Source organism: Burkholderia cepacia (genome assembly GCF_029962485.1).
In the GTDB taxonomy this organism is placed as follows: domain Bacteria; phylum Pseudomonadota; class Gammaproteobacteria; order Burkholderiales; family Burkholderiaceae; genus Burkholderia.
Genome location: NZ_CP073638.1, coordinates 1,091,254 through 1,112,956, shown reverse-complemented (window position 1 = coordinate 1,112,956; position 21,703 = coordinate 1,091,254). Strand labels below are relative to the sequence as shown.

Annotated in this window: 17 protein-coding genes; 6 read left to right on the top strand and 11 right to left on the bottom strand. The window is 66.3% G+C overall.

All coding sequences use genetic code 11. The annotated features are described in order from the left end of the window. The first annotated feature begins 64 nt into the window (after positions 1 to 64). The 3 genes from KEC55_RS21390 (at position 65) to KEC55_RS21380 (ending at position 4,159) form a co-directional block, all read left to right on the top strand. Positions 65 to 2,671: a circularly permuted type 2 ATP-grasp protein gene (locus KEC55_RS21390; protein ID WP_282511377.1), complete on the top strand. Its 2,607-nt coding sequence runs from the start codon at positions 65 to 67 to the stop codon at positions 2,669 to 2,671. Next, a complete protein-coding gene (locus tag KEC55_RS21385) occupies positions 2,665 to 3,708 on the top strand; it encodes a transglutaminase family protein (RefSeq protein ID WP_282510496.1) in 1,044 nt (347 codons plus the stop codon). Before KEC55_RS21390 ends, KEC55_RS21385 begins: the two co-directional genes overlap by 7 nt. A 178-nt stretch (positions 3,709 to 3,886) precedes the next feature. After that, entirely contained in the window at positions 3,887 to 4,159 is a 273-nt protein-coding gene (locus tag KEC55_RS21380; RefSeq protein ID WP_282510494.1) for a hypothetical protein, read from the top strand. Positions 4,160 to 4,220: 61 nt separating this feature from the next. Here the strand turns inward: KEC55_RS21380 and pip are convergent, their stop codons facing one another. Continuing rightward, the gene (gene pip, locus KEC55_RS21375) at positions 4,221 to 5,153 is read right to left on the bottom strand and encodes a prolyl aminopeptidase (RefSeq protein ID WP_282510492.1); all 933 of its coding nucleotides are present in this window, start codon (positions 5,151 to 5,153) and stop codon (positions 4,221 to 4,223) included. A gap of 317 nt (positions 5,154 to 5,470) precedes the next feature. Between pip and KEC55_RS21370 the strand changes: the two genes are divergently transcribed. Beyond that, positions 5,471 to 6,622 (top strand): acyltransferase family protein, encoded by a 1,152-nt coding sequence (locus KEC55_RS21370; protein ID WP_282510490.1) that lies wholly within the window; start codon positions 5,471 to 5,473, stop codon positions 6,620 to 6,622. A gap of 23 nt (positions 6,623 to 6,645) precedes the next feature. On the opposite strand, the gene KEC55_RS21365 is transcribed toward KEC55_RS21370, so the two are convergent. Further along, positions 6,646 to 7,464: a multidrug ABC transporter ATPase gene (locus KEC55_RS21365; RefSeq protein WP_282510489.1), complete on the bottom strand. Its 819-nt coding sequence runs from the start codon at positions 7,462 to 7,464 to the stop codon at positions 6,646 to 6,648. 340 nt (positions 7,465 to 7,804) lie between these two features. Further along, on the bottom strand, positions 7,805 to 9,103 hold the full coding sequence (locus KEC55_RS21360; protein ID WP_282510487.1) for an NAD(P)/FAD-dependent oxidoreductase: 1,299 nt from the start codon (positions 9,101 to 9,103) through the stop codon (positions 7,805 to 7,807). A gap of 261 nt (positions 9,104 to 9,364) precedes the next feature. On the opposite strand from KEC55_RS21360, the gene KEC55_RS21355 reads away from it, so the two are divergent. Next, positions 9,365 to 10,474, top strand: a complete 1,110-nt coding sequence (locus KEC55_RS21355) for an alpha/beta fold hydrolase (protein ID WP_282510485.1) — start codon at positions 9,365 to 9,367, stop codon at positions 10,472 to 10,474. A gap of 187 nt (positions 10,475 to 10,661) precedes the next feature. On the opposite strand, the gene KEC55_RS21350 is transcribed toward KEC55_RS21355, so the two are convergent. From KEC55_RS21350 to KEC55_RS21320, 7 genes are read right to left on the bottom strand one after another with little or no spacing between them, the layout of a single operon-like run. Further along, positions 10,662 to 11,726, bottom strand: coding sequence for a 2-aminoethylphosphonate aminotransferase (locus KEC55_RS21350; RefSeq protein WP_282510483.1), 1,065 nt, complete (start codon positions 11,724 to 11,726; stop codon positions 10,662 to 10,664). Continuing rightward, positions 11,726 to 12,907: a phosphonopyruvate decarboxylase gene (gene aepY, locus KEC55_RS21345; protein WP_282510481.1), complete on the bottom strand. Its 1,182-nt coding sequence runs from the start codon at positions 12,905 to 12,907 to the stop codon at positions 11,726 to 11,728. The genes KEC55_RS21350 and aepY overlap by 1 nt, the downstream gene beginning before the upstream one ends. After that, complete coding sequence (aepX, locus tag KEC55_RS21340) at positions 12,904 to 14,589, bottom strand: phosphoenolpyruvate mutase (protein WP_282510479.1); 1,686 nt, start codon at positions 14,587 to 14,589, stop codon at positions 12,904 to 12,906. Before aepX ends, aepY begins: the two co-directional genes overlap by 4 nt. Further along, positions 14,586 to 15,353, bottom strand: a complete 768-nt coding sequence (locus KEC55_RS21335) for an NTP transferase domain-containing protein (RefSeq protein ID WP_176045124.1) — start codon at positions 15,351 to 15,353, stop codon at positions 14,586 to 14,588. Before KEC55_RS21335 ends, aepX begins: the two co-directional genes overlap by 4 nt. 35 nt (positions 15,354 to 15,388) lie before the next feature. Then, the gene (locus KEC55_RS21330; RefSeq protein ID WP_282510476.1) at positions 15,389 to 16,390 is read right to left on the bottom strand and encodes an HpnL family protein; all 1,002 of its coding nucleotides are present in this window, start codon (positions 16,388 to 16,390) and stop codon (positions 15,389 to 15,391) included. Then, entirely contained in the window at positions 16,387 to 17,196 is an 810-nt protein-coding gene (locus KEC55_RS21325) for a HalD/BesD family halogenase (protein ID WP_282510475.1), read from the bottom strand. The genes KEC55_RS21330 and KEC55_RS21325 overlap by 4 nt, the downstream gene beginning before the upstream one ends. Beyond that, complete coding sequence (locus KEC55_RS21320) at positions 17,193 to 17,873, bottom strand: CDP-alcohol phosphatidyltransferase family protein (protein WP_176045126.1); 681 nt, start codon at positions 17,871 to 17,873, stop codon at positions 17,193 to 17,195. Before KEC55_RS21320 ends, KEC55_RS21325 begins: the two co-directional genes overlap by 4 nt. A gap of 665 nt (positions 17,874 to 18,538) precedes the next feature. Between KEC55_RS21320 and KEC55_RS21315 the strand changes: the two genes are divergently transcribed. Beyond that, a complete protein-coding gene (locus KEC55_RS21315) occupies positions 18,539 to 20,053 on the top strand; it encodes an acetyl-CoA hydrolase/transferase family protein (protein WP_282510471.1) in 1,515 nt (504 codons plus the stop codon). Positions 20,054 to 20,090: 37 nt separating this feature from the next. Here KEC55_RS21315 and KEC55_RS21310 read toward each other — a convergent pair whose 3' ends face one another. Further along, a complete protein-coding gene (locus KEC55_RS21310; RefSeq protein WP_176045128.1) occupies positions 20,091 to 21,620 on the bottom strand; it encodes a DHA2 family efflux MFS transporter permease subunit in 1,530 nt (509 codons plus the stop codon). Positions 21,621 to 21,703 lie beyond the last annotated feature (83 nt).

The following is a 21,703-nucleotide window of genomic DNA, read 5'->3' as shown; positions in this document are numbered from 1 at the left end:
ACCCTGAAGACGGAACGACATCGTGCCGCCCATTGACACCGATCATCTCGCCGCCCCCGACGCGATGCCCACGCTTTTCGATTCCGGCGCGCAGCCGGATGCCGCCGAACTGGCCGCCGCGCTCGCGGCGCCGGCGGCGGCTGGCCGTTACGACGAACTGCGCGGCAGCGCGGCCGGCCTGAACGCGCCTGCGCTCGCGCCCGCGTGGCGCAGTTTCTTCACATCGATCGGCAGTGACGGTGTGGCCGACCTCGATCGTCGCGCCGACGCGCTGCACCGGCGCATGCGCGAGAACGGCCTGTTCTACCAACTGCACGAGCAGCGCGCCGGCGACGGCGCGGCCGGCCCGTGGTCGCTCGACCTGCTGCCACTGATCGTCACGCCGGAGGACTGGGTCGCGATCGAGCGCGGCGTGCTGCAGCGCGTGCGGTTGCTCAACGCGACGCTGGCCGACCTGTACGGCCCCCAGACGATCCTGCAGCGCGGGTTGTTGCCGCCCGCGCTCGTCACCGGCCATCCCGGCTATCTGCGCGCGATGCGCGGCGCACGCGTGCCGGGCGACACGTGGCTGCATGTCGTCGCGTTCGATCTCGCGCGCGGCCCCGACGGCCAGTGGCGGATCGTCGCGCAGCACACGCAAGGCGCGGCCGGGCTCGGCTATCTGCTCGAAAACCGCCTGATCGTGTCGCGGCTCTTTCCGCGCGGGTTTCGCGGGCTGCGCGTGCAGCGGCTCGCGTCCGCGTACCGCGCACTGCTGCAGAGCATGCAGTCGCTCAGCCCGGCCCGCAAGAATTCACGGATCGTGCTGCTGACGCCGGGGCCGCACAGCGCGACATATTTCGAGCACGCGTATCTGGCGCGCTACCTCGGCCTCACGCTCGTCGAAGGCGGCGACCTGACCGCCCGCGACAACCGCGTATTCCTGAAGACGCTGCGCGGGCTCGAGCCGGTGCACGGCATCCTGCGCCGCGTCGACGACGCGTGGCTCGATCCGCTCGAACTGCGGCCCGATTCGATGCTCGGCGTGCCGGGGCTGTTGCAGGCCGTGCGCGCGGGCAACGTGCTGCTCGCGAACGCGCCGGGCTCGGGCTTCCTCGAATCGCCGGCGATGCTCGGCTTCATGCCGCGCCTCGCCGAAGGGCTGCTCGGCGAAACGCTGACGCTGCCGGCCGTGCATTCGTGGTGGTGCGGCGAGGAGGCTGCCTGCGCCGACGCGCTGCCGCATCTCGCGCGCAGTATCGTGAAGGCATCCTATCCACCCGACGTGCCGGCTGGCGGCGCGTTCGAGCCGGTGATCGGCGCGCGGCTCACGCAGGCGCAGCTGGCCGAATGGCGCGCACGAATCCTCGCGCGGCCCGAACACTACACGGTGCAGGCCGACCTGCCGCTGTCGCAGGCGCCGACCTGGCCGCGGCCCGACGCGCCCGACGGCAACGGCAGCGCGCGCATCGTGCCGAAGCCGCTGCTGATGCGCGTCTTCGCGCTCGCCGACGGCGCGCAGCGCTGGCGGCTCCTGCCGGGCGGGCTGTCGCGGGTCGGCACGCGCGACACGCTGTTCAATGCGCCGATGCCGCGCGGCGGCAGCACCGTCGATACGTGGGTGATGACCGAAGGCATCGTCGACTCGACGACGCTGCTGCAGACGCACCTCGGCCCCGACGACCTCGTCGAACGGCCGCGAGCGATCGCGAGCCGTGCGGCCGAGAACCTGTTCTGGCTCGGCCGTTACACCGAGCGGGCGACCAACCTGATGCGACTGGCGCGCGCCGCGCTCGAAAGGCTGCGCGGCGAGGACGACGTCGACAGCCCTGCGCATCTGGAGCTGATCGACACGCTGTGCCGCGATACGGGCCTGATCGCGGCCGACGCGCCGAATGCCGTCGAAGCGCCGCGCGCGTTCCAGCATGCGCTCGCGACCTCGCTGACGCGCGGCGCGGATCGCACGTCAGGCATCGCGTCGTGCCTGTTCGGGATGCGCGGCGCGGCCGCCGCGATCCGCGAAAGGCTGTCGAGCGATCAATGGCGGCTGATCGACGACGCGACACAACTGTTCGCGGACAGCGCCGGTCTGCCCGAGGCCGAAGAGCAGATCGGCAACGAAGCGCTGCTGCTGCTGGAGCGTCTAGGCCTGCTGCTCGGCGCGATCACCGGCGCGCAAACCGACAACATGACGCGCGACGACGGCTGGCGCCTGTTGTCGATCGGCCGGCAGATCGACCGGCTAGACTTCCTGTGCAGCGTGCTCAAGTTCGCGTTCGACGAAGGCGCGGTGCATCGGCAGGACGGTTTCGAACTCGTGCTGGAGCTGTTCGACAGCACGATCACGTTCCGCTCGCGGTTCCAGCGCGGCTTCGACGTCGCGCCGTTGCTGTCGCTCGTGCTGCTCGATACCGACAACCCGCGCTCGCTCGGCTGGGTCGTGCAGGCGCTGCGCGGCCGGCTGACGAAAGTCGAGCGCAGCGAAGGTTATGCGCTGTCCGAGCTGGCCGAGACGATTCCGGACGTGCCCGCGTGGTCGCTGCACGAGCTTTGCGAAACCGCTGAAGGCGGCCGGCACGACAAGCTGCTCGCCGCGCTCGACGCGACCGTGAAGGCGGTCTGGGAGCTGTCGAACCGGATCGGCGAACGCTATTTCAGCCACGTGCGCGAGGCGGGCAGGACGCTATGGTGACGACGAAAGGCGCGGTAAAGGCGCCGTCTGGCGCGGGCAATGCACGACCGGCAGCGACACCAAGCGCACCGGCCGCACCGGCGGCCGTTGCACCGGGCCGGTTGCTGCGCGTCACGCACGATACCGAATACCGGTATGCGGCGCGTGTCGAATCCGCGCAGCACCAGGCGCGCCTGCAACCGCTCGTGACGCCGCGCCAGCAAGTGCTGTCGTTCTCGCTCGACATCGAGCCCGCACCGGAATCGGTCGGCACGGAGATCGACGCATTCGGCAATGCGCGCGCGTCGTTCGCGCTGAACCAGCCGCACGACGCGCTGCTCGTGCGCAGCCGCAGCACGGTGCGCGTGACGCCGCCCGTGTGGTCGCTCGGCGCGCGCGGCGAGTCACCGCCTGCGATCGCGAATCCCGATGCAAAACGTGCGACTGCATGGGAAGCCGTGCGCGACCGCTTGCGGTTCCGCGCGGGGCAGCCGTACGACGCGGCGAGCGAATTCGTGTTCGCGTCGCCGCACGTCGCGTGCGATCCCGAACTCGCCGCGTATGCGGCCGCGAGCTTCACGCCGCAACGTCCGCTCGTGCAGGCCGCCTGGGACCTGATGCGGCGCGTGCACGCCGACTTCGCGTACACGCCGAACAGCACCGACATCACGACGTCGGCGCTCGATGCGCTGCGATTGCGCAAGGGCGTCTGCCAGGATTTCGCGCACGTGATGATCGGCGCGTTGCGTTCGCTCGGGCTGGCCGCGCGTTACGTGAGCGGCTACCTGCTCACGCAGCCGCCGCCCGGTCAGCCACGGCTGATCGGCGCCGATGCGTCGCATGCGTGGGTCGAGGTGTACGACCCGGCATGGCCCGAGGACAACGGCTGGCTGCAGCTCGATCCGACCAACGATCGCGCGCCGGGCGACGACTACGTGATGCTGTCGATCGGTCGCGACTATGCCGATGTGACGCCGTTGCGCGGCGTGATTCGCGGCGGCGGCGCGGACCAGGAGCTGAAGGTCGGCGTGACGGTCGAGCCGCTCGACGTGCCGTAACGCGTGCCGCCCGTGCGGGCGATTTCCCGTTTAAGTCTTCGTTAATACTGCACGCCTAGCATGGTGATGCCGGCGAACGGTCCGGACCAGTGTCCGGCGCGCCGGCGGCACGCGCGGGTGCGTCGACGTCACGGCGCCGCGCCGTCGCGCGTCGCCATTTTTGCAACGGCGGCAGACCATGATCAAGCACTTCGACTACATGCTCGGCAGCGAGACGATTGCGCTCTGCGCGAGCTTCGGCGCTGGGCCGGCGCTGCGCCGCGTGCTCGTGAGCCGCGCGGATTCGATGGAGACGCTGGTGGTGCTCGACGCGCGCGGGCTGTCGGGCTTGCTGAAGGTCGCGACCGAAGAGCCGGAAGGGCTGCTCGATGACGCGATCCGCAAGGTCGGTGACGAGCAGCTCGTCGAGCGGGCGATTAGCGACAGGACGATCGTCGAGGCCGCACTTTGACCGGGCGGTGCGTACGCGTGCCGGCAGGCACGGCCGCACGCACCGCGTTGCATTGCATCGATTACGCAGCGAACCGGTCCGTTGCCGCGATCAACGCTTCCAGGATCCCCGGCTCGTTGTAAGCGTGCCCGGCGCCCGGCGCGATCTCGAACGTCGCATCCGGCCACGCCTTCGACAGTTCCCACGCCGTGCGTGCGGGCGTCGCGATGTCATAGCGGCCTTGCACGATCACGCCCGGAATGCCGGCGAGGCGATGGGCGTCGCGCAGCAACTGGCCTTCCTCGACGAAACCCTTGTTCACGAAGTAGTGGTTTTCGATCCGTGCGAACGCGAGCGCGTAGTGGCCGTCGGCGAAATGCGCGGCGAGCGCGGGATCGGGCAGCAGCGTGATCGTGCGGCCTTCCCAGATGCTCCATGCACGCGCGGCTTCGAGCTTCGCGGCTTCGTCGTTGCCGGTCAGCCGGCGATGGTAGGCGGCCATCAGGTCGCCGCGCTCGGCTTCCGGAATCGGCGCGACGAAGTCTTCCCACAGGTCGGGGAATAGCCACGACGCGCCTTCCTGGTAGTACCACAGCAGTTCCGCGCGGCGCATCGTGAAGATGCCGCGCACGATCAACGCGCTCACGCGCTCGGGGTGCGTCTCTGCGTAGGCAATCGACAGCGCGCTGCCCCACGATCCGCCGAATACGAGCCATTGCTCGGCGCCGACCATCTCGCGCAGGCGTTCGATATCGGCGACCAGATGCCAGGTCGTGTTGTTCTCGAGGCTCGCATGCGGCGTCGAGCGCCCGCAGCCGCGCTGGTCGAACAGCAGGATGTCGTAGCGCTCGGGATCGAACAGGCGGCGATGGTCGGGGCTGCAGCCGGCGCCGGGCCCGCCGTGCAGGAACACGGCGGGCTTGCCGGCCGGGTTGCCGCAGCGCTCCCAGTAGATGCGATGGCCGTCGCCGGTGTCGAGGTGGCCATGGGCGTAGGGTTCGATCGGTGGGTACACAGACAGGCTCCGGGTGAAGGTCGACAGGAGAGGCGGACGAGGCGCGGGCCGGGTACGGTACGTCGGGTGTTGCTGCGCCGCAAAAATCGTTGCGTGGGCATCGGACCGGCCGCCGCCGGACAAGGCTTGTCATTATGCCCATTCGCCGCGCTCGACGTTTGCTCGCTGTGGCGTGCGCGACCGCCACTGTCAGCTCGGGGATTTTTGAAGCAATTTCATTCCGATATTTTTCATACAAAATCCCGGCGGCATATCGGCGTGCCAGTCGGCGCGCCGGCCATCTCCTGCTCCTTTACCGTGCCAACGGGAAACAGCCGATGAACCATCGCGTCACGCAGTTGACCGGGTTGCGCGCCGTCGCGGTCGCGATGGTGGTGATCGGACACGCTGAACATGTGCTGCCGGGCGGCTACACGGGCTGGTACGCGCCGTTGCGGCTGATCGCCGACGGCCGGCTCGGCGTGCTGATCTTCTTCGTCCTGAGCGGCTTTCTGATCACCAACGTGCTGCGCGCCGAGTTCGCGCGCACCGGCGGGATCGCGCTGACGTCGTTCTACGTGCGCCGCGCGCTGCGGATCTGGCCGGCCTGCTATGTCTATCTCGCGGCCGTTGCGATCGTCGCGTTCGCCGGCTGGTTCGACGTCGACCGCCGGCAGTGGCTGTATGCCGCGCTGCACCTGTGGAATTACTCGGCCTGGTTCGGGCTGACCGCCGACAACACGCTGCATCCGGACGGTGCGTGGTACCTCGGCCATTTCTGGTCGCTCGCGCTCGAGGAACAGTTCTACTGGTTCTGGCCGCTGCTGTTCGTGTTCGGCATGCGGCGCGCCGGCACGCGCTGGCTGGCCGCGCTGATCCTGATCGTGCCGCTGGTGCGCGCTGTCACGTATTTCGTTGCGCCAGCGCTGCGCGGGCAGCTCGGGATGATGCTCCACACCGGTGTCGACCCGATCCTGATTGGTTGTTATGCATCGCTCAACCGCGAACGGCTCGAAGCGTGGATCGGCTCGTGGAGGGGCGAGGCGCGCATCGTGACGGCGATCGTCTTCGTCGTGCTGCTCGGCATGCCGCTCGCCGAACACCGGCTCGGCGGCTTCTGGAATGCGACGTACGGCGTGACGCTCGAAGCCGCGCTGATCGCGATCGTGATAGTCGTGCTGAATTTCCGCGACGAGTTCTGGTGTGCGCGCTGGCTGCGCGCACGGCCGGTCGTGTTCATCGGCACGATCTCGTTCAGCCTGTATCTGTGGCAGCAGCCGTTTGCGAACCCGGATCTGCCGGTTGCGCACGCGTTTCCGCTTGGGATCGTGTGGGCGCTGATGGCGGCGACGGCTAGTTACTTCCTCGTGGAGAAGCCGTTCCTGCGGTTGAAGGATCGGTATACGGTGCGTGAGATGCGGCGGGGGCGCGAGGACGCGCGGCGGATCCCGGCGTCGGGCGAGGCGATCGGGGCGAAGGTGGCGGAGTAGGCGGGTGGCGGCCCGCCGTGGTTTTACTTGAAGCGCTTCATCGCGGCAGGCGAATACCAGAAGTTCCGGAACATATCGATCCCGTACGTTTTGCCGTCGTAGTGGACGATCGCCCGTGCGGTGCGCTTACCCGTATCCGAGTATTCACGGTCCTTGCGCTGCGACTTGGTGATGTGTGCGGTGATCGACAGGTCTGCGAAGCCGTGGCTCGATGTTTTCTCGACGGCGATCGTCATGCGTGCATCTTCACTGCTCGCGTCGCCGACGCCGGGGCCGCAGGCTTCGCCTTCGACACTGACCCATCCGTAGAGATTGGTGCCGAACACCGGACGGATGCGGTTACCGTCGCGCACCCACAGCGTCAGCTCTTCGCTGGCGTCTGCATCGGGGCAGCTCGCGCCGCGTGCGCTGCTCGTGAATACGACGCCGAATGCGCGCACGTCAGGCGACAGCCGGTAGGGCGCCGTATCGATGCGATAGCTGTTCTCGCCGATCTCCGTCGCGGCATCTTCCTCGATTACCGATTTTTCGGCCGCCAAGACCTTGCCGCCTTCAACGAGCGCGACGACCTGCAGCTTATTGCTTTCGTCCGGGTTCTTGCTTTTGGGAAGCGAGTCGAATGCAACGGCCGCGATCGTCGTTTCGGGCGCATTCGGCATGACCTTGCATGCCGCCGCGACGACGAGCCGGTCCGCGTCACGTGTGGCGATCCGTGCGCTGGCGATGCCGGCCCAGCGGGCGATGGCCGTGACGGTATCGTCGCCGCAAGGCTGGTTGTCGGCAGCCTGAACGGCGGAGGCGGCGGCGAGCGCCAGCAGCGGGGCGAAACGAAGGATTCTCATAGTCAAAAGGTTCTTCATTGATGCCGTGGATGTCGAGTACCGACCCTTCTCGGCCCTTCACTGGCGCGTCGCACGGCGGGTCCCGGCGCACAACGGTCATCGGATTTTGATTGGTGGCCGACGGGTCGTCGGCTGTTGCCGACATTGGGGCGGGCTGGGTTCTACGTCGGCAATGTGGCGGATTGCTGACAGCGTCGGCGTCGAGCAACCGAACGTCAGCTTTCTGCATCGACGAACTCACATCCCCGACTCATTGCGGTCCGTCACCAATGCCTTCGGCAATGTCCGATGCGCAATCGGCAAGCGGTCGCTACCGAGCGGGTCCGGGTAGCCAGGCCGATCAGGCTCCAGGCGCGGGCATCTCCGGCAGCGAAATCTCGATTCCACGGCGGTGCAGTGCCGAGAGCACGTGATATACGACCTTGAAGCACATCACCGGGAGTGCGGCGCGCCAGCTCCCCCGAAGATTTCCTGCTAGCAGATTGACGATGCCGTCTCGCATCCACAGGCGATTGGACGGAGCCATGAAAAGCGTACGCATGACGGGATCGTTCACTCGATAGATCAGCCAACTGATCCGATCCATCGCCTCTGACAGCTCTTGGTTGGCTGCCTGTGCAAGCTTTGTTCCTCGTGCCGGATCGTCGAGCCAAACGTGGGCGGCCTCCGCGCCGAGTTCTCCACCAATCATCGCCATCAATACGCCTGTCGAGAACATCGGATCAACGAATCCGTAGGCATCGCCGATCATCAGAAACCCGTTACCGTTGCCCTCTCGCGCGCGATAGCTGTAATTGGCCGTGCTGTAGACGTCCGATACGCGCTGTGCGCCTTGCGCGCGAGCCGCGACGGTCGGGCTCGAAGCGATACGCTCGGTTAGCAGTTCGGTCGGCGTTCCCTTGCGCGCTTTCCACGCCGATTGATTGCCGACAAAGCCAATACTCATTGTGTCACCGGGTAGCGGGATCAGCCAAAACCAGCCATCCTCCGCAAGATGAATGCTGATGTAGCCCGCGAGTTCGCCTTCTCGACGCTCTACACCAGTGAAATGCGCATAAACGGCCGCCGTGTTGTTGTACTTGTTCGAGGTCTTGACCTTCATCCGCGACGCGAGAAACGTATCGCGGCCCGAAGCGTCGAGCACGTAGCGCGGATGCCATTCGCGGGTGCCGCCCGATTCGTCCTGCGCGGACACGACGTGACGTCCGCCGGCATCGTCCAGCTTGACCTGCGTCACACGAGTACGCTCGAAACAATCAGCCCCGCACGCGACTGCCTGTCTGAACAACAAGGCATCAAGGTCCGCACGCGGTACTTGCCAGGCGTGCGTACGGTCTCGATTCAGTGCGTTTTCGAACGGAAACGCGCAGCTGCGACCCGTACGGTCCGAGACGAACTCTGCACCCGGCTTATGGACACCGATCTCTCGTACCTGATCCAGAACGCCGAGCCGTTCGAAAATGTCGAGGTTACGTGGTAGCAGGCTTTCGCCGATATGGAAGCGCGGATGCGCTTCCTTCTCCACGAGCACAACGTCGCGTCCTTTCATCGCCAGGAAGGCCGCCGCCGTCGCACCGGCGGGCCCGCCGCCGATAATCAGCACGTCAGGTCGGTTCGAATCGCGTTCCAATGAGTTCATTGCGCTGGCTGCCAAAAAAGGGCGTATTCGTGGACCAAAGCAACAATGCTATGGCTGATTTTGGGGATCATCGTGATGTTACGAGGTGCTTGCCTGCACGAGGCCTGAAATCCACTGACGGGGCGCAAGGAGATTCAGAGGCCCGACTCAGGAATTTTTGTTCCTGATCGACGCAATTGGAAGCAGTCCGACTGTTTCCCGACCGCAGGCCGTGACGGATAGCAGCATTTTGCCATCGCGGACAGTCTGCGGGTTCGTGCGATGGGTGCGCGTGCGAGCAAAAGCAGACGTTCTGGATCGACGCTCAAGTGGCCGTTGCTGGCTGCGGCGTCGTCGTTCGAACGTCCGCGTGACAGCATCGGCCAGCGTCCGCAACTGGCCGACTGCCGCCCGACGCGGGCGGCCGTGGTCGACCTGCGGCCGACGTATGCGAGTGGCGACCTCCGATCTTTTTCAGTCACCCGGTTTCTCGTAAAGCAACCATTCAGCGGCGAAGACTCCAAGTCAGCACAGCGTGTACCATGCACATTCTCAAATATGCGGCGGTTCGCGATGAAAAGCCTTCTAATCACTTCAGGTCGTGCCATGCTGGCCACGGAAGTCTTCGGAAGCGGAGAACCGATTGTATTTTTGCACGCCCGGGTCGCGGATCGCCGGATGTGGGGCCAGCAGATTCGAGAAATCGGCGTTGGCAACCAAGCTATCGCCTATGATCGACGCGGATTTGGCGAAACAGTTGCCGAGGCAGAGGACCACTCTGCCGTTGAAGATTTGATTGCTGTTCTCCAATCGGTGGCGGGTGGATCTCCTGCAATACTCGTTGCCTGCTCTCAAGGTGGAGGCATAGCCCTCGACGCAGCTCTTCGGTATCCGTCGTATGTTCGCGGTCTCGTTCTTGTCGCGCCGAGTGTGACAGGTGCGCCGAAAATGACTCATGCAGCGCGGGTTGAAGATTTGATCACCCGTTTGGCGGCGGCAGAAGCGAGGAAAGATATTGAAGAGGTCGTCGCGATTCGAGCGACGCTCTGGCTTGATGGTCCGTTTCAACCTGAGGGACGTGTGGCGGGTGAAGCTCGCAAACTGTTTGACGAGATGAACGTTGCTGTTCTCGGTTTGCCGCCGACGGGCACGAACACTGATGCACCGGTTGCTTACGGACGGTTGCGCGAACTATTGGTACCGACGCTGGTGATGTGTGGGGATCTGGACCTTCCCGGAATTCAGGAGCGAAGTCGTTACGTTGCGGCTAACGTATCCCGCGGGACGTTTCACCAGATTTCAGGAACCGCACATTTGCCGTCGCTCGAACGGCCACAGGAGGTTACGAGCGTAATCGCGAGTTTTATCAATCAATGTAAAGCTCTGCAATAGCGGGGGAGGCGAAGCGCTAACGAGGATTTTCCTGTGGCGCATGAAGTGATTGTCGACGATTCGAACGGTGTCATCGAGTATCCCCTTACGAATGCCGACACCTCGCCCAGCGTTTCCAGGAAATCCGCAAAGAATAAAAAAGGCCCTTGCGAGAAGGGCCTTTCACAGACAAAGGTACGACCAACGGTTACCGCGTCAACGCCGTAAACCCCTCCAGCAACCGATCAACATCAGCCGCCTGAATCGCCCCCATCGTCGAAATCCGGAACAGCTCCTTCGACAACCCGCCTTGCCCCGCGTAAATCACGAAGCCGCGCGCCTTCAGCCCGTCGTGCAGCGTTTCGTACGTGACACCTTGCGGCAGCCGATACGCGCGCAGCACGACCGACGAAGCACCTTCCGGCAGCACCAGCGGCATCCCGCGCGCAGCGAGCCCTGCCTGCGCCTGATCCGCAAGCGCCTTGTAATGCGCATGCCGCGCCCGCCAGCCGCCAGCCTCATCAAACTCACGCAGCGCCTCGACGAGAGCGTAATACGCATGCACGGAAGGCGTAAACGGCGTATTCCGCTGATCCTGCAGCTTCGCAAGACGACCGAGATCGAGGTAGTACGTACGGCTCGCAGCCTTCGCGAGCGCGCTACGACGCACGATCACGAACGCCGCGCCCGGCACACCGTGCAGGCACTTGTTCGCCGTCGCGGCAACCGCATCGATATCACCGCCAGCAAAATCGATCGCTTCCGCGCCAAAACTGCTGACACCGTCGACGAGCATCTTCACGCCACGCGAACGGCACACTTCAGCAATCGCGCCGAGATCATTCAGCCGGCCCGTCGTCGTTTCGTGATGAATCACGGCGACGTGCGTGTAGCCACCCGCATCAAGACGCGCAGCGATCAGCGCGAGATCGGGCGCCTGCATCCACTCATGTTTCAGCACGTCGTGCGCGATCCCGTACTGCGTCGCGATCTGCGTGATCCGCTCGCCGTACACGCCGTTCTCGATCACGAGCAGCTTGCCGTCCTGCGGCACGAGTGCCGCAATCATGCTCTCGACGGCAGCCGTGCCCGAGCCCGTCATCAGCACGGCCGTCCATTCCGCCGGATCGAGCTCGTACGCGGCGACGAGGCGCGCACGCGCTTCATCCTGCAGGTCGAAGAATTCGCTTTCGCGATGGCACAGATCGGGTTGCAGCAGGCTGCGGCGCACGCGTTCCGTGAGCGTGACCGGGCCGGGGTTCAGCAGCAGCATCAATGGGCTCCTTCAACGTAGGCTTCGGTCTGCGCGGCGCCGATGTGCCGCATCAGACGATTCTTGACCTCGACCGGCGTAACGGTCGGGCGGGGCAGGCCGTCGGGCACGCCGGTGCGGATCGCGATGCGCACGAACTGCGCGCCATCGCCCGACGCGGCAAGCGTCGCATCGAGCACGTCGAGCGTATCGCCTTCGACGGCCGATGCGTAACCGCATGCGGCTGCCACACCGGCGAACGACACATGCTGCGACACCGTTGCCTGGCCGCCCGTCGATTCGTGCGCGCCGTTGTCGAGCAGGACGTGCGTGAGGTTGGCCGGGCCGTAGGTGCCGAGCGTCGCGAACACGCCCATGCGCATCAGCGCGGCGCCGTCGCCGTCGACGGCCACCACGCGCAGGTCGGGCCGCGCGAGCGCGAGGCCGAGCGCGAGCGGCGTCACGCAGCCCATCGAGCCGACCATGTACAGCTGGTTCGGGCGATCGTCGATCGCGTAGAGTTCGCGGCCGCAGAAACCGGTCGACGCGAGCACGATGGTCGAATCGACCGGCGTGTGCGCGATCACGCGCTGCAGCGCGTCGTGGCGGGTCGGCCACGCATCGGCCGATGCGGCACGCGACGACGCTTGCGCGGCGACGTGTGCGCGCGGCTGCGCGGCCGGGTTGGCCTTCAGCTCATACGGCGCGACGCTGCCTTTCTGCATCACGAGCGCATACGGGCGGCCCGTCGCGTCCATGTGCGCGATCGCGCGGTCGAGTGCCGGGCCGACCTGTTCGGGATCGGTCGGGAACGTCTCCCACGGGATCTCCATCGTGTCGAGCATCGCGGGCGTGATCGGGCCCATCAGCGCATGCTGCGGCTCGTCGGCGACGCCCGGCTGGCCGCGCCACGTGACGATCAGCAGTTGCGGCAGGCGGAACGTCCAGGTCAGCGACGTGAGCGGGCTCACCGCGTTGCCGAGCCCCGAGTTCTGCATCATCGCGATCCCGCGCTTGCCGCCGAGCGTTGCGCCCGCGATCAGCGCGACCGCGTCGCCTTCGTTCGCGGCCGACACGTAGTTCAGCGTCGGGTCCTGCAGCACGTAGTTGATGAACGGCGTCAGGTACGAGCAGGGCACGCCCGCGTACCAGTCGAAGCCGCGTTCGCGCGCGGCCTCGACGAACTGGGCCGCTTCGATCATTGCGCGCCCCCGTTGCCGGCGCCCGGTTCGGACAGCGGCGTCTGGCCATGCGCGAAGTCGCCCGCGCGGCGGAAGTCTTCGAGATCGTTCACACCGCGCCAGTGGCCGTGCACGTACTGCACCTCGATCTTCTCGCCGGCGGCGATCAGTTCGTTGAGCAGCGAAGGGATGTCGAGCGTGTCGAAATCGTCACGCGCCTGCAGCGTCGCGAGCATCGCCTTCAGGCGCTCGACACCGGCACCGCGCACGTTCAGCAGGCCGATCCAGCGGCCGTGCGGCGTGCCTGCGGCGACGTCGCTCGACACGCGTTGCAGGTAGGTCTTCTGGCCGAACAGGCCGCGATCGTCGGCAGCCGAGCAGAGCGCGAAGTCGCGCACGCTCTGGTTGGTTTCCGTCAGCGACGAATCGACCACCACGCTGAACTCGGCCTCGCTCTCCGCGAGGTCGCGCACGATGTAGCTGCGGAACAGCAGGTCGCCGTACGAGATCACGGTGTCGCCGGTCAGGCGTTCGGCCGCGCATGCGAGCGACGCGAGTTCGCCCGTTTGCGCATGGCGTTCGTTGACCACGAGCTTGATGCCCGACGTGTCGATCGCGTCGGCGCGATAGCCGCCGACCACGGTGATGTCGTTCACGCCGTGCGTCTTGAAGCCGTCGACGAGCCAGCGCAGCAGCGGCTTGCCAGCGACCGGCAGCATGACCTTCGGCTTGTCTTCGGTCACGGCTTCGAGGCCCTTGCCGCGGCTCGCGGCGAGCACGATCGCGGCGTTCGACGCGCGTGACGACGACGACAGGTAGATACGCTCGGCGGCCGAGTACTCGTCGGCGTCCTGCAGGCGGAAGATCTCGTTGACCGATGCAACGCGGTCCTCGACGTTGATCAGCGTTTCGCTCTCGTGGATCTCGCGTGCGGTCGCCTGCATCGCGGAGGCCGACGCGCGGATCAGGTGATTCGCCCAGATCACGGTGCTGATGCCGGCCTGGCGGAACACGTCGGTCGGCGTGCTGTAGTACTTGGTCGGCACGATCACGAGCGGCGCCTTGCCGCTCCATTCGCGTGCGAACTGCAGGATTTCGTCCGGGCGCGACAGCTTGCTGTGGATCAGGATCGCGTCGGCGCCGGCTTCCGCATACGCGTTCGCGCGGCGCAGCGCCTCGTCCATCCCCCAGCCCGCGATCAGCGCCTCGACGCGCGCGACGATCGAGAAGTCGGGGTCGGTCTGCGAATCCTTGCCAGCCTTGATCTTGCCGCAGAACTCGTCGATTTCCGCGAGCGGCTGGCGCTCGCCGCCGATGAAGCTGTTGGTCTTCGGGAACTGCTTGTCCTCGATGCAGACGCCCGCGATGCCGCGCTGTTCGAGCTTCTTCACGAGGCGGCGCACGTTGTTGAAGTTGCCGTAGCCGGTGTCGCCGTCGAGCAGGATCGGCAGGTCGCTCGCGTCGGCCATGAATTCGAGCACGTCGACGACCTGCGTCCAGCTCGCTTCGTTGTTGTCGCGCACGCCGAACTGCGCGGAGATCGCGAGGCCCGATGCCCAGATGCCCTTGAAGCCGGCTTCGCGGACGATCCGTGCGGACAGCCCGTTGTGCGCTTCCATCAGGAACTCGAGGTCGCTGCTGACAAGCATGCGGCGCAGGCGTGCGCTGCGCGATTCGGTGAAATTGGGTTCGCGAGCGTTCATCGTGCGGCTCCTGCGGTGGTGCGTTGAATCAGGGGGAGGATTTCTTGCGTGGCGCGAGCGACGTCGTTCGGGAAATCGATCTCGATCCACGGCGAGCCGGTGACGTCGGCCACGTCGAACGAATGACCGCCTTCGAGCAGCAGGTCGCGCACGGCTTCCTCGTGCGGCATGTTCGCGCGGCCGCTGTCGACGTAACCCGCGACGATCGTCGCGAGGCGGCGCGCGGTGCCTTCGGTGAAGCGGAAGAAGCCGACCGATTCGCCGATCGTGTCGTAGTCGAGATCGACCGCGAGCTGCTTGCGCAGTTCGACCGGCACGCCGTTCTTCAGGCACAGCTTGACGGGCTCGTCGCCGGCCTCGAAATCGCGGTCGATCAGCAGGCGGTCGACTGCCTTGTCGGAATCGGCCACCAGCGCGTGCAGGATGTTCTCGTCGTACAGCACGTCCGCGTCCATCAGCAGCACGTCGCCGCCGCGTGTCATCGCATCGGCGACGGTATGCACGGTCAGCACGCTGCCGAGGTCGTAGCGGTCGTTGATCACGATCTCGGCCTGGCGGCCGAGGCGCTTCAGTTCCTGCTCGACCGTCTCGTGCTGAAAGCCGAGCCCGAGCACGATCTCGTCGACGCCCGCGGCGTCGAGTACGCGCAGATGGCGCTCGAGCAGCGAAACGTCGTCAAAGCGCAGCAGGCACTTCGGGAACTGCGCTTCGGGCGGTTGTTGCAGGCGCAAGCCGAGGCCTGCCGCAAGAATGATGGCTCGCATGGGTTCTCCAACCAAAAAGCCGGCGATCTGAACGATCAGTCGGCGAGCGGCTGCGGCGCACGGCGCCGCTGCCAGTTTCTTTCACTGAAATGCAGATAGAGCAGGCCGGGCAGGCCGAGCGCGAGTTCGCGCGCACGCTTCGCGAGCGACAGCGCGAGCGCCGCGTCGGGCGGCAGTCCGACCAGCGGGGCGAGCAGCAGGTAGCCGCCTTCCTGCGCACCGAGCGAGCCCGGGATCGCGAAGGCCGCGCCACGAATGGCCTGACCGACGCTCTCGAGCAGCAGCGCATCGAGCCAGCTCACCGGGTGCCCGAGGAAATGCAGCGCGAGCCACACTTCCGCGGTGCCGACGATCCAGCCGACGAGGCTCAACGCGAATGTTTTCGCGACCTTCGCGCGATCGCGGTACAGCGCGCCGACCGCGTCGTCGATCGCATCGGCACGCGTCGCCAGCGACGACCAGTCGCGCGGGCCGAGCAGCTTCGACGCGAGGCGCAGGCCGCGGCCGAACAGCCCGCGCCGCTGCGCCGCATAAAACAGCAACGCAAGCGCGCCGAGCACGCCGGTCGCGATCAGCGCGGGCGTGCGCAGGTGCGCGACCGAGTCGTGCGTCGCGTACAGGCTGAACGCGGCGATGCCGATCAACGCGAACGCCATCTGCGCGAGCGCCTGCATCGTCGTGCTGACGGTCACGGCGGCGGCCGCATCGGCCATCCGCGTGCCGCGCTGCGCGAGGTGGCGCACCATCAGCACGGGGCCGCCGATCTGCCCGGCGGGCAGCAGGCTGTTTACCGATTCGCCGACCCAGCGCGCGCGCAGTGCGTTGCCGAGCTCGGCGCCCGGCTGGCCGCGGCGGAACATCACGGAGATCGCGACTGCGTCGATCACGAGCGGCACGACGTGGAACGCCGCGACGAGCGCGAGGCCCCAGCCGGCCGCGAGGAACGTGGACGCGACCGCGCCGACGCCCTGCCAGGCAAGGAGTGCGATGAAGAGTGCCGTCCCGAGGGACAGCAGGATGAGGCCCGCGCGCGTCATGACCCGGTCGTGCGCCGCGTGGCCAGTTGCTTGAACACCTGGCGGAAACCGAAATACGCGATCGCGTCCTTCATGTTCGAGATGAAGCGCTTCCACGGCCGCATGCCGGGGTTCGTCACGTATTCGAAAGTGAGCGACACGCGCATCTCGTTCTGGCCGAGCGGCGTGATGCGGTGACGCAGCTTGTCGCCGTCGAACAGCACGATGCCGCCGTCGGCGATTTGCACCGAGCCCGGTTCGTCGGCCACGTCCGGATTGCGCGTGTGCAGCTCGTAGTCGAGCCGGCACGACGATTCGTCGATTACGCCGATCAGCAGCGTATAGCGGCGTCCGTCGTAGTACGACGTGTCGTAATGCCAGCCGATGTGGTCGCCGGGCTTCGTGTAGTAATACAGCGCGTAAGCGTGCGGATCGTCGTCCGGCGACAGCATCAGCTTGTCGCCCGTGACTTTCTCGAGGAAGGAGATGAGTGCCTTCGAGCGATACAGTTCGGCGATGTACGGCGCCTGCTCGTCGATCGCATGGCGGCTCACGCTGCCGCCCTGCTTGTGGCCGGGCAGGTAATTGCGGTTCAGGCCGGCCTGCATCGCGCGGGCGGCGTCGGCCAGCTTCGCATGCGCGTCGGCCGGCAGGAATGCGTCGAGGTACAGGAACGAGCCCTGGCGCGTGTAGTCGCCACGCAGGCGGTCGAGGTCGAGCTGGTCGACGCTGTCGGCCACGGTGCGATCGGGGTCGGCCGCGGCCGCGCGCACGGGCGCGGGGCGTGCCGGGCTCAGCACGGAGTCGTCGCGCGTGCTAGGAGTCATTTGGAAGCCTGGATTTCAGTAGGGTTCTGCGGGGTGTTGCCACGGCGGACGATGCGCCACCAGTCGATCACGACCCATGCGGCGAACAGCGGGGCGCCGATCGACGCCGCGAGCAGGAACGGCTCGACGCCGTCGACGAGCGTCACGATCGGCAGCAGGTACAGCACGTCTTCGGTTTCGAAGCCGCCGGCGAACGCCTGCTTGGTGCCGGCCTTGCCGGCGATCGATTCGATCCGCATGCGCAGGAAGAAGATCAGCGCGACGGCCGCGCCGGCCACCGCGCCGAGCAGCACCGGCGACGCGGCCATCTGCCCGCCCTGGGCGACGATGCCGAGGCCCATGCTGACGAACAGTGCGACCGTCACGAGCGCATCGGCCGCGAGGTCGTAAAAATGCCCGATCTTGCTGGACTTCCCGCTGATGCGCGCGAGTTCGCCGTCGGTGTGGTCGACGAAGTTCGACAGCACGATCAGGAACGCGCCCGCATTGCTCCAGCCGAAGCCGCCGTGCGCAAGGCACCAGGCGCCGGCGAGGCCGATCAGCAGACGAAGGGTAGTGAGGTGATTCGGGGTGACCGGCGTATCGACGAGCGGTCGGACAAGCGAGCGCGCGAGCCGCGCATCCCAGGTGCGTGGCAGGGGGGGCTCGGCGCGTGTGGCGGTTTTTCTTTGGTCCATCGGCGAAATATATACGGAATTGTAATTTGATGCTTTTTATTCGATCAATGTCCTGACATACGGGAGTGTTACCGCGTCTTGCGCGTATCGGCCGGTCGAAACCGGATGCGCGAAAGGGCGGGCGATCGGGGCGGCAAACGGCGCGGCCGGGCCCGTCTTCCAGTGTGGTTCGCGTCACGCGGCTGTCAAGGACGGACGGGCCTCTCAGGCCGATACGGCGAAGATTTTCGCGCAAGGCGGCGGCCCGTGCGCAGCGCATGCGACGTTGATGTGCGTCAGGTCCGGCAAAGCCGCATCGGGCGACAATTGGCCGCGCCGCCCGGCCATCGACCATTACCGATCGCTGGGCGGCAAATTGCAATGAAAATCCGCCGATTGATTCGCGAAGGTTGGCGATCCGGGGCCGGTCATTCGTTCCGATGCTTTCGTGCACCTTTCGTGTGCAATCAGCGGCGTGCGGATCGCCTGTCACAGAACGGTCGTTCGATACCCGGCATATTCGGTAAGGATCTTTTGCATCCAGCGGACATTTCGCGGCGATGGCCTCTGCGATACTCCGACCATGCCTGTGGTGCCGGCCGCCCCGCGCGGCCCCAAGGGCTTCATGTCGCTCAGGAGACACCCCCCGCGACGTCAACGACCGACCCAAGCGTCAGAAACCTGCCATGTCTTCATCACGCATCCTCGCTCCCGCCCTGCGTTCGCTCGTCCGCACCGCCGACGAAGCCGCCGCGCTGATCCGTCCCGGCATGACCGTCGCCATGAGCGGCTTTACCGGTTCGGGCTATCCGAAGGCCGTACCGGCCGCGCTTGCCACCCATATCGACGCGGCGCACGCGCGCGGCGAGGACTTCCGGATCAACGTGCTGACCGGCGCGTCGACCGCACCGGAACTCGACGGCGCGCTCGCCCGCACCAACGGCATCTCCATGCGGCTGCCGTACCAGTCCGACCCGACGCTGCGCGACAAGATCAACAGCGGCGAAGTCGATTACCAGGACGTCCACCTGAGCCACGTCGCGCAGTACGCGTGGTTCGGGCTGTACGGCGATCTCGACGTCGCGATCGTCGAAGTCGCGGGCATCCGCGAGGACGGGCTGCTGATCCCGTCCGCGTCGATCGGCAACAACAAGACCTGGCTCGAACGCGCGAAGCACGTGATCCTCGAAGTGAATGCGCGCCAGCCGCTCGGCCTCGACGGGATGCACGACATCTATTACGGCACCGCGCTGCCGCCGCACCGCAAGCCGATTCCGCTGACGAAGAGCGACGACCGGATCGGCGAGCCGTACCTGCGCTGCCCGGCCGACAAGATCGTCGCGATCGTCGAGACCGACGCGCCGGATCGCAGCAACGCGTTCTCCGCGCCGGACGAGACGTCGAAGCAGATCGCGCTGCAGCTGATCGACTTCCTGCGCCACGAAGTGAAGCGCGGCCGCCTGCCGGAAAACCTGCTGCCGCTGCAGTCGGGCGTCGGCAACATCACGAACGCGGTGCTTGCGGAACTCAGCTCGGCCGGCTTCTCGAACCTGACGGCCTACACCGAAGTGATCCAGGACGCCATGCTCGACCTGCTCGACGACGGGACGCTGAGCTTTGCGTCGGCCACCGCGCTGTCGCTGAGCCCGGCCGCCGTGCAGCGCTTCGCCGACGAAATCGCGACGTTCCGCGACAAGATCGTGCTGCGCCCGCAGGAGATCAGCAACCATCCGGAGCTCGTGCGCCGCCTCGGCTGCATCGCGATGAACGGCATGATCGAGGCCGACATCTACGGCAACGTGAACTCGACGCACGTGATGGGCACGAAGATCCAGAACGGCATCGGCGGCTCTGGCGACTTCGCGCGCAACGGCTACCTGTCGTGCTTCATGTCGGCGAGCACCGCGAAGGGCGGCGCGATCTCGCGGATCGTGCCGATGGCGAGCCACGTCGACCATACCGAGCACGACGTCGCGGTGGTCGTCACTGAGCAGGGCCTGGCCGACCTGCGCGGCCTGTCGCCGAAGCAGCGCGCACGCAAGGTCATCGCGACCTGCGCGCATCCCGACTACCGGCCGATGCTCGAGGACTACTTCGAGCGCGCGTCGCACGAGAGCTTCGGCAAGCACACGCCGCACCTGCTCGCCGAAGCGCTGTCGTGGCACGAGCGCTACGTGCGGACCGGCACGATGAAGGTCTGACGTTTCTGCCTGCGACGGGCGTGCGCCCGTCGCGTCGTCAATCCATCGCCGCGTGCGCGACGTCGACGCTCGCCGCTTTCTGCGGCGGGCGGATCAGCAGCAACAGCGGAATCATCAGCAGCGTCGCGACGAACATCAGCTTGAAGTCGTTCAGGTACGCGATCATCGTCGCTTGCTGGTTGATCGTGCGGTCGAGCAGCGCGATGTCGAGGCGGCTGCCGGCCATCGCCTGCACGGCCGGGTTGAACGGCGTGATGTGCGTCGCGAGATCGGCGTGCGCGACCTGCGTATTGCGCGTCATCAGCGTCTGCACGATCGAGATGCCGATACTGCTGCCGATGTTGCGCATCAGACTGTAGGTGGCCGTGCCGTCCGCACGCAGGTCGGGCGGCAGCGTCGAAAACGACAGTGCGCTCAACGGCACGAACACGAGCCCCAGCCCGAAGCCCTGGACCACGCCCGGCCACACGATGTCCGATTCGGACAGCACGACCGTGTACTGCATCATCTGCCACAGCGCGAGCGCGGAAATCGACAGCCCGGCGAGCAACAGCATCCGCGCATCGACGTATTTCAGCAGCCTGCCGACGAACAGCATCGCGATCATCGTGCCGGCGCCGCTCGGCGCGGTGACGAGGCCCGTCGTCGCGACCGGGTAGCCCATCAGGTTCTGCAGCATCGGCGGCAGCAGTGCGCGTGTCGCATACAGCACCGCGCCGACGACGAAGATGAACAGCGTGCCCGTCGCGAAGTTCGGGTCGCGCAGCAGTTCAGACTTGAAGAACGACGCCTTGCCGACGGTCGCCGTATGCACGAGGAAGAACGCGAAGCTGAGCGCTGCGAGAAGTGCTTCGATGCGGATTTCGTATGACCCGAACCAGTCGAGCTGTTCGCCGCGGTCGAGCATCGCCTGGAACGCGCCGATCGCGAGCGCCAGCGTCGCGAAGCCGAACGCATCGAATTTCACGTGCGGGCGCGGCGCGCGCGCCGGCAGGAAGGTCATCACGCCCGCGAGCGCGAACGCACCGATCGGCACGTTGATGAAGAACACCCAGCGCCAGTTGTAGCTGTCGGTGAGCCAGCCGCCGAGCGTCGGGCCGAGGATCGGGCCGACCATCACGCCCATCCCCCAGATCGCCATCGCCTGGCCTTGTTTCTCGCGCGGGTTGATGTCGAGCAGGATCGACTGCGACAGCGGCACCAGCGCGGCGCCGAATACGCCCTGCAGCAGCCGCGCGCCGACGATCTGCACGAGCGTCTCGGACAGCCCGCACAGCGCCGATGCAACCGTAAAGCCCGCGATCGACACGATCAGCAGCCGCTTGACGCTCAGCCGGTCGGACAGCCAGCCGGTGAGCGGCGTCGCGATCGCCGCGGCGACGATATAGGAGGTCAGCACCCACGTGATTTCGTCCTGCGACGCGGACAGCGTGCCCTGCATGTGGGGCAGTGCGACGTTCGCGATCGTGCTGTCGAGGGTCTGGATCAGTGTGGCGAGCATGATCGACAGGGTCAGCATCGGCCGGTTCAGGGCGGGCGAGGCGGGGGCGTCGGCGGCGGGGTTCAAGCGGGTGTCTCCGTGGGGCGGTCGCCGTGGGCGGCGATCCGGTATGGCTCAAATTATAAGCACGCTTATTATATAGCCGCTTA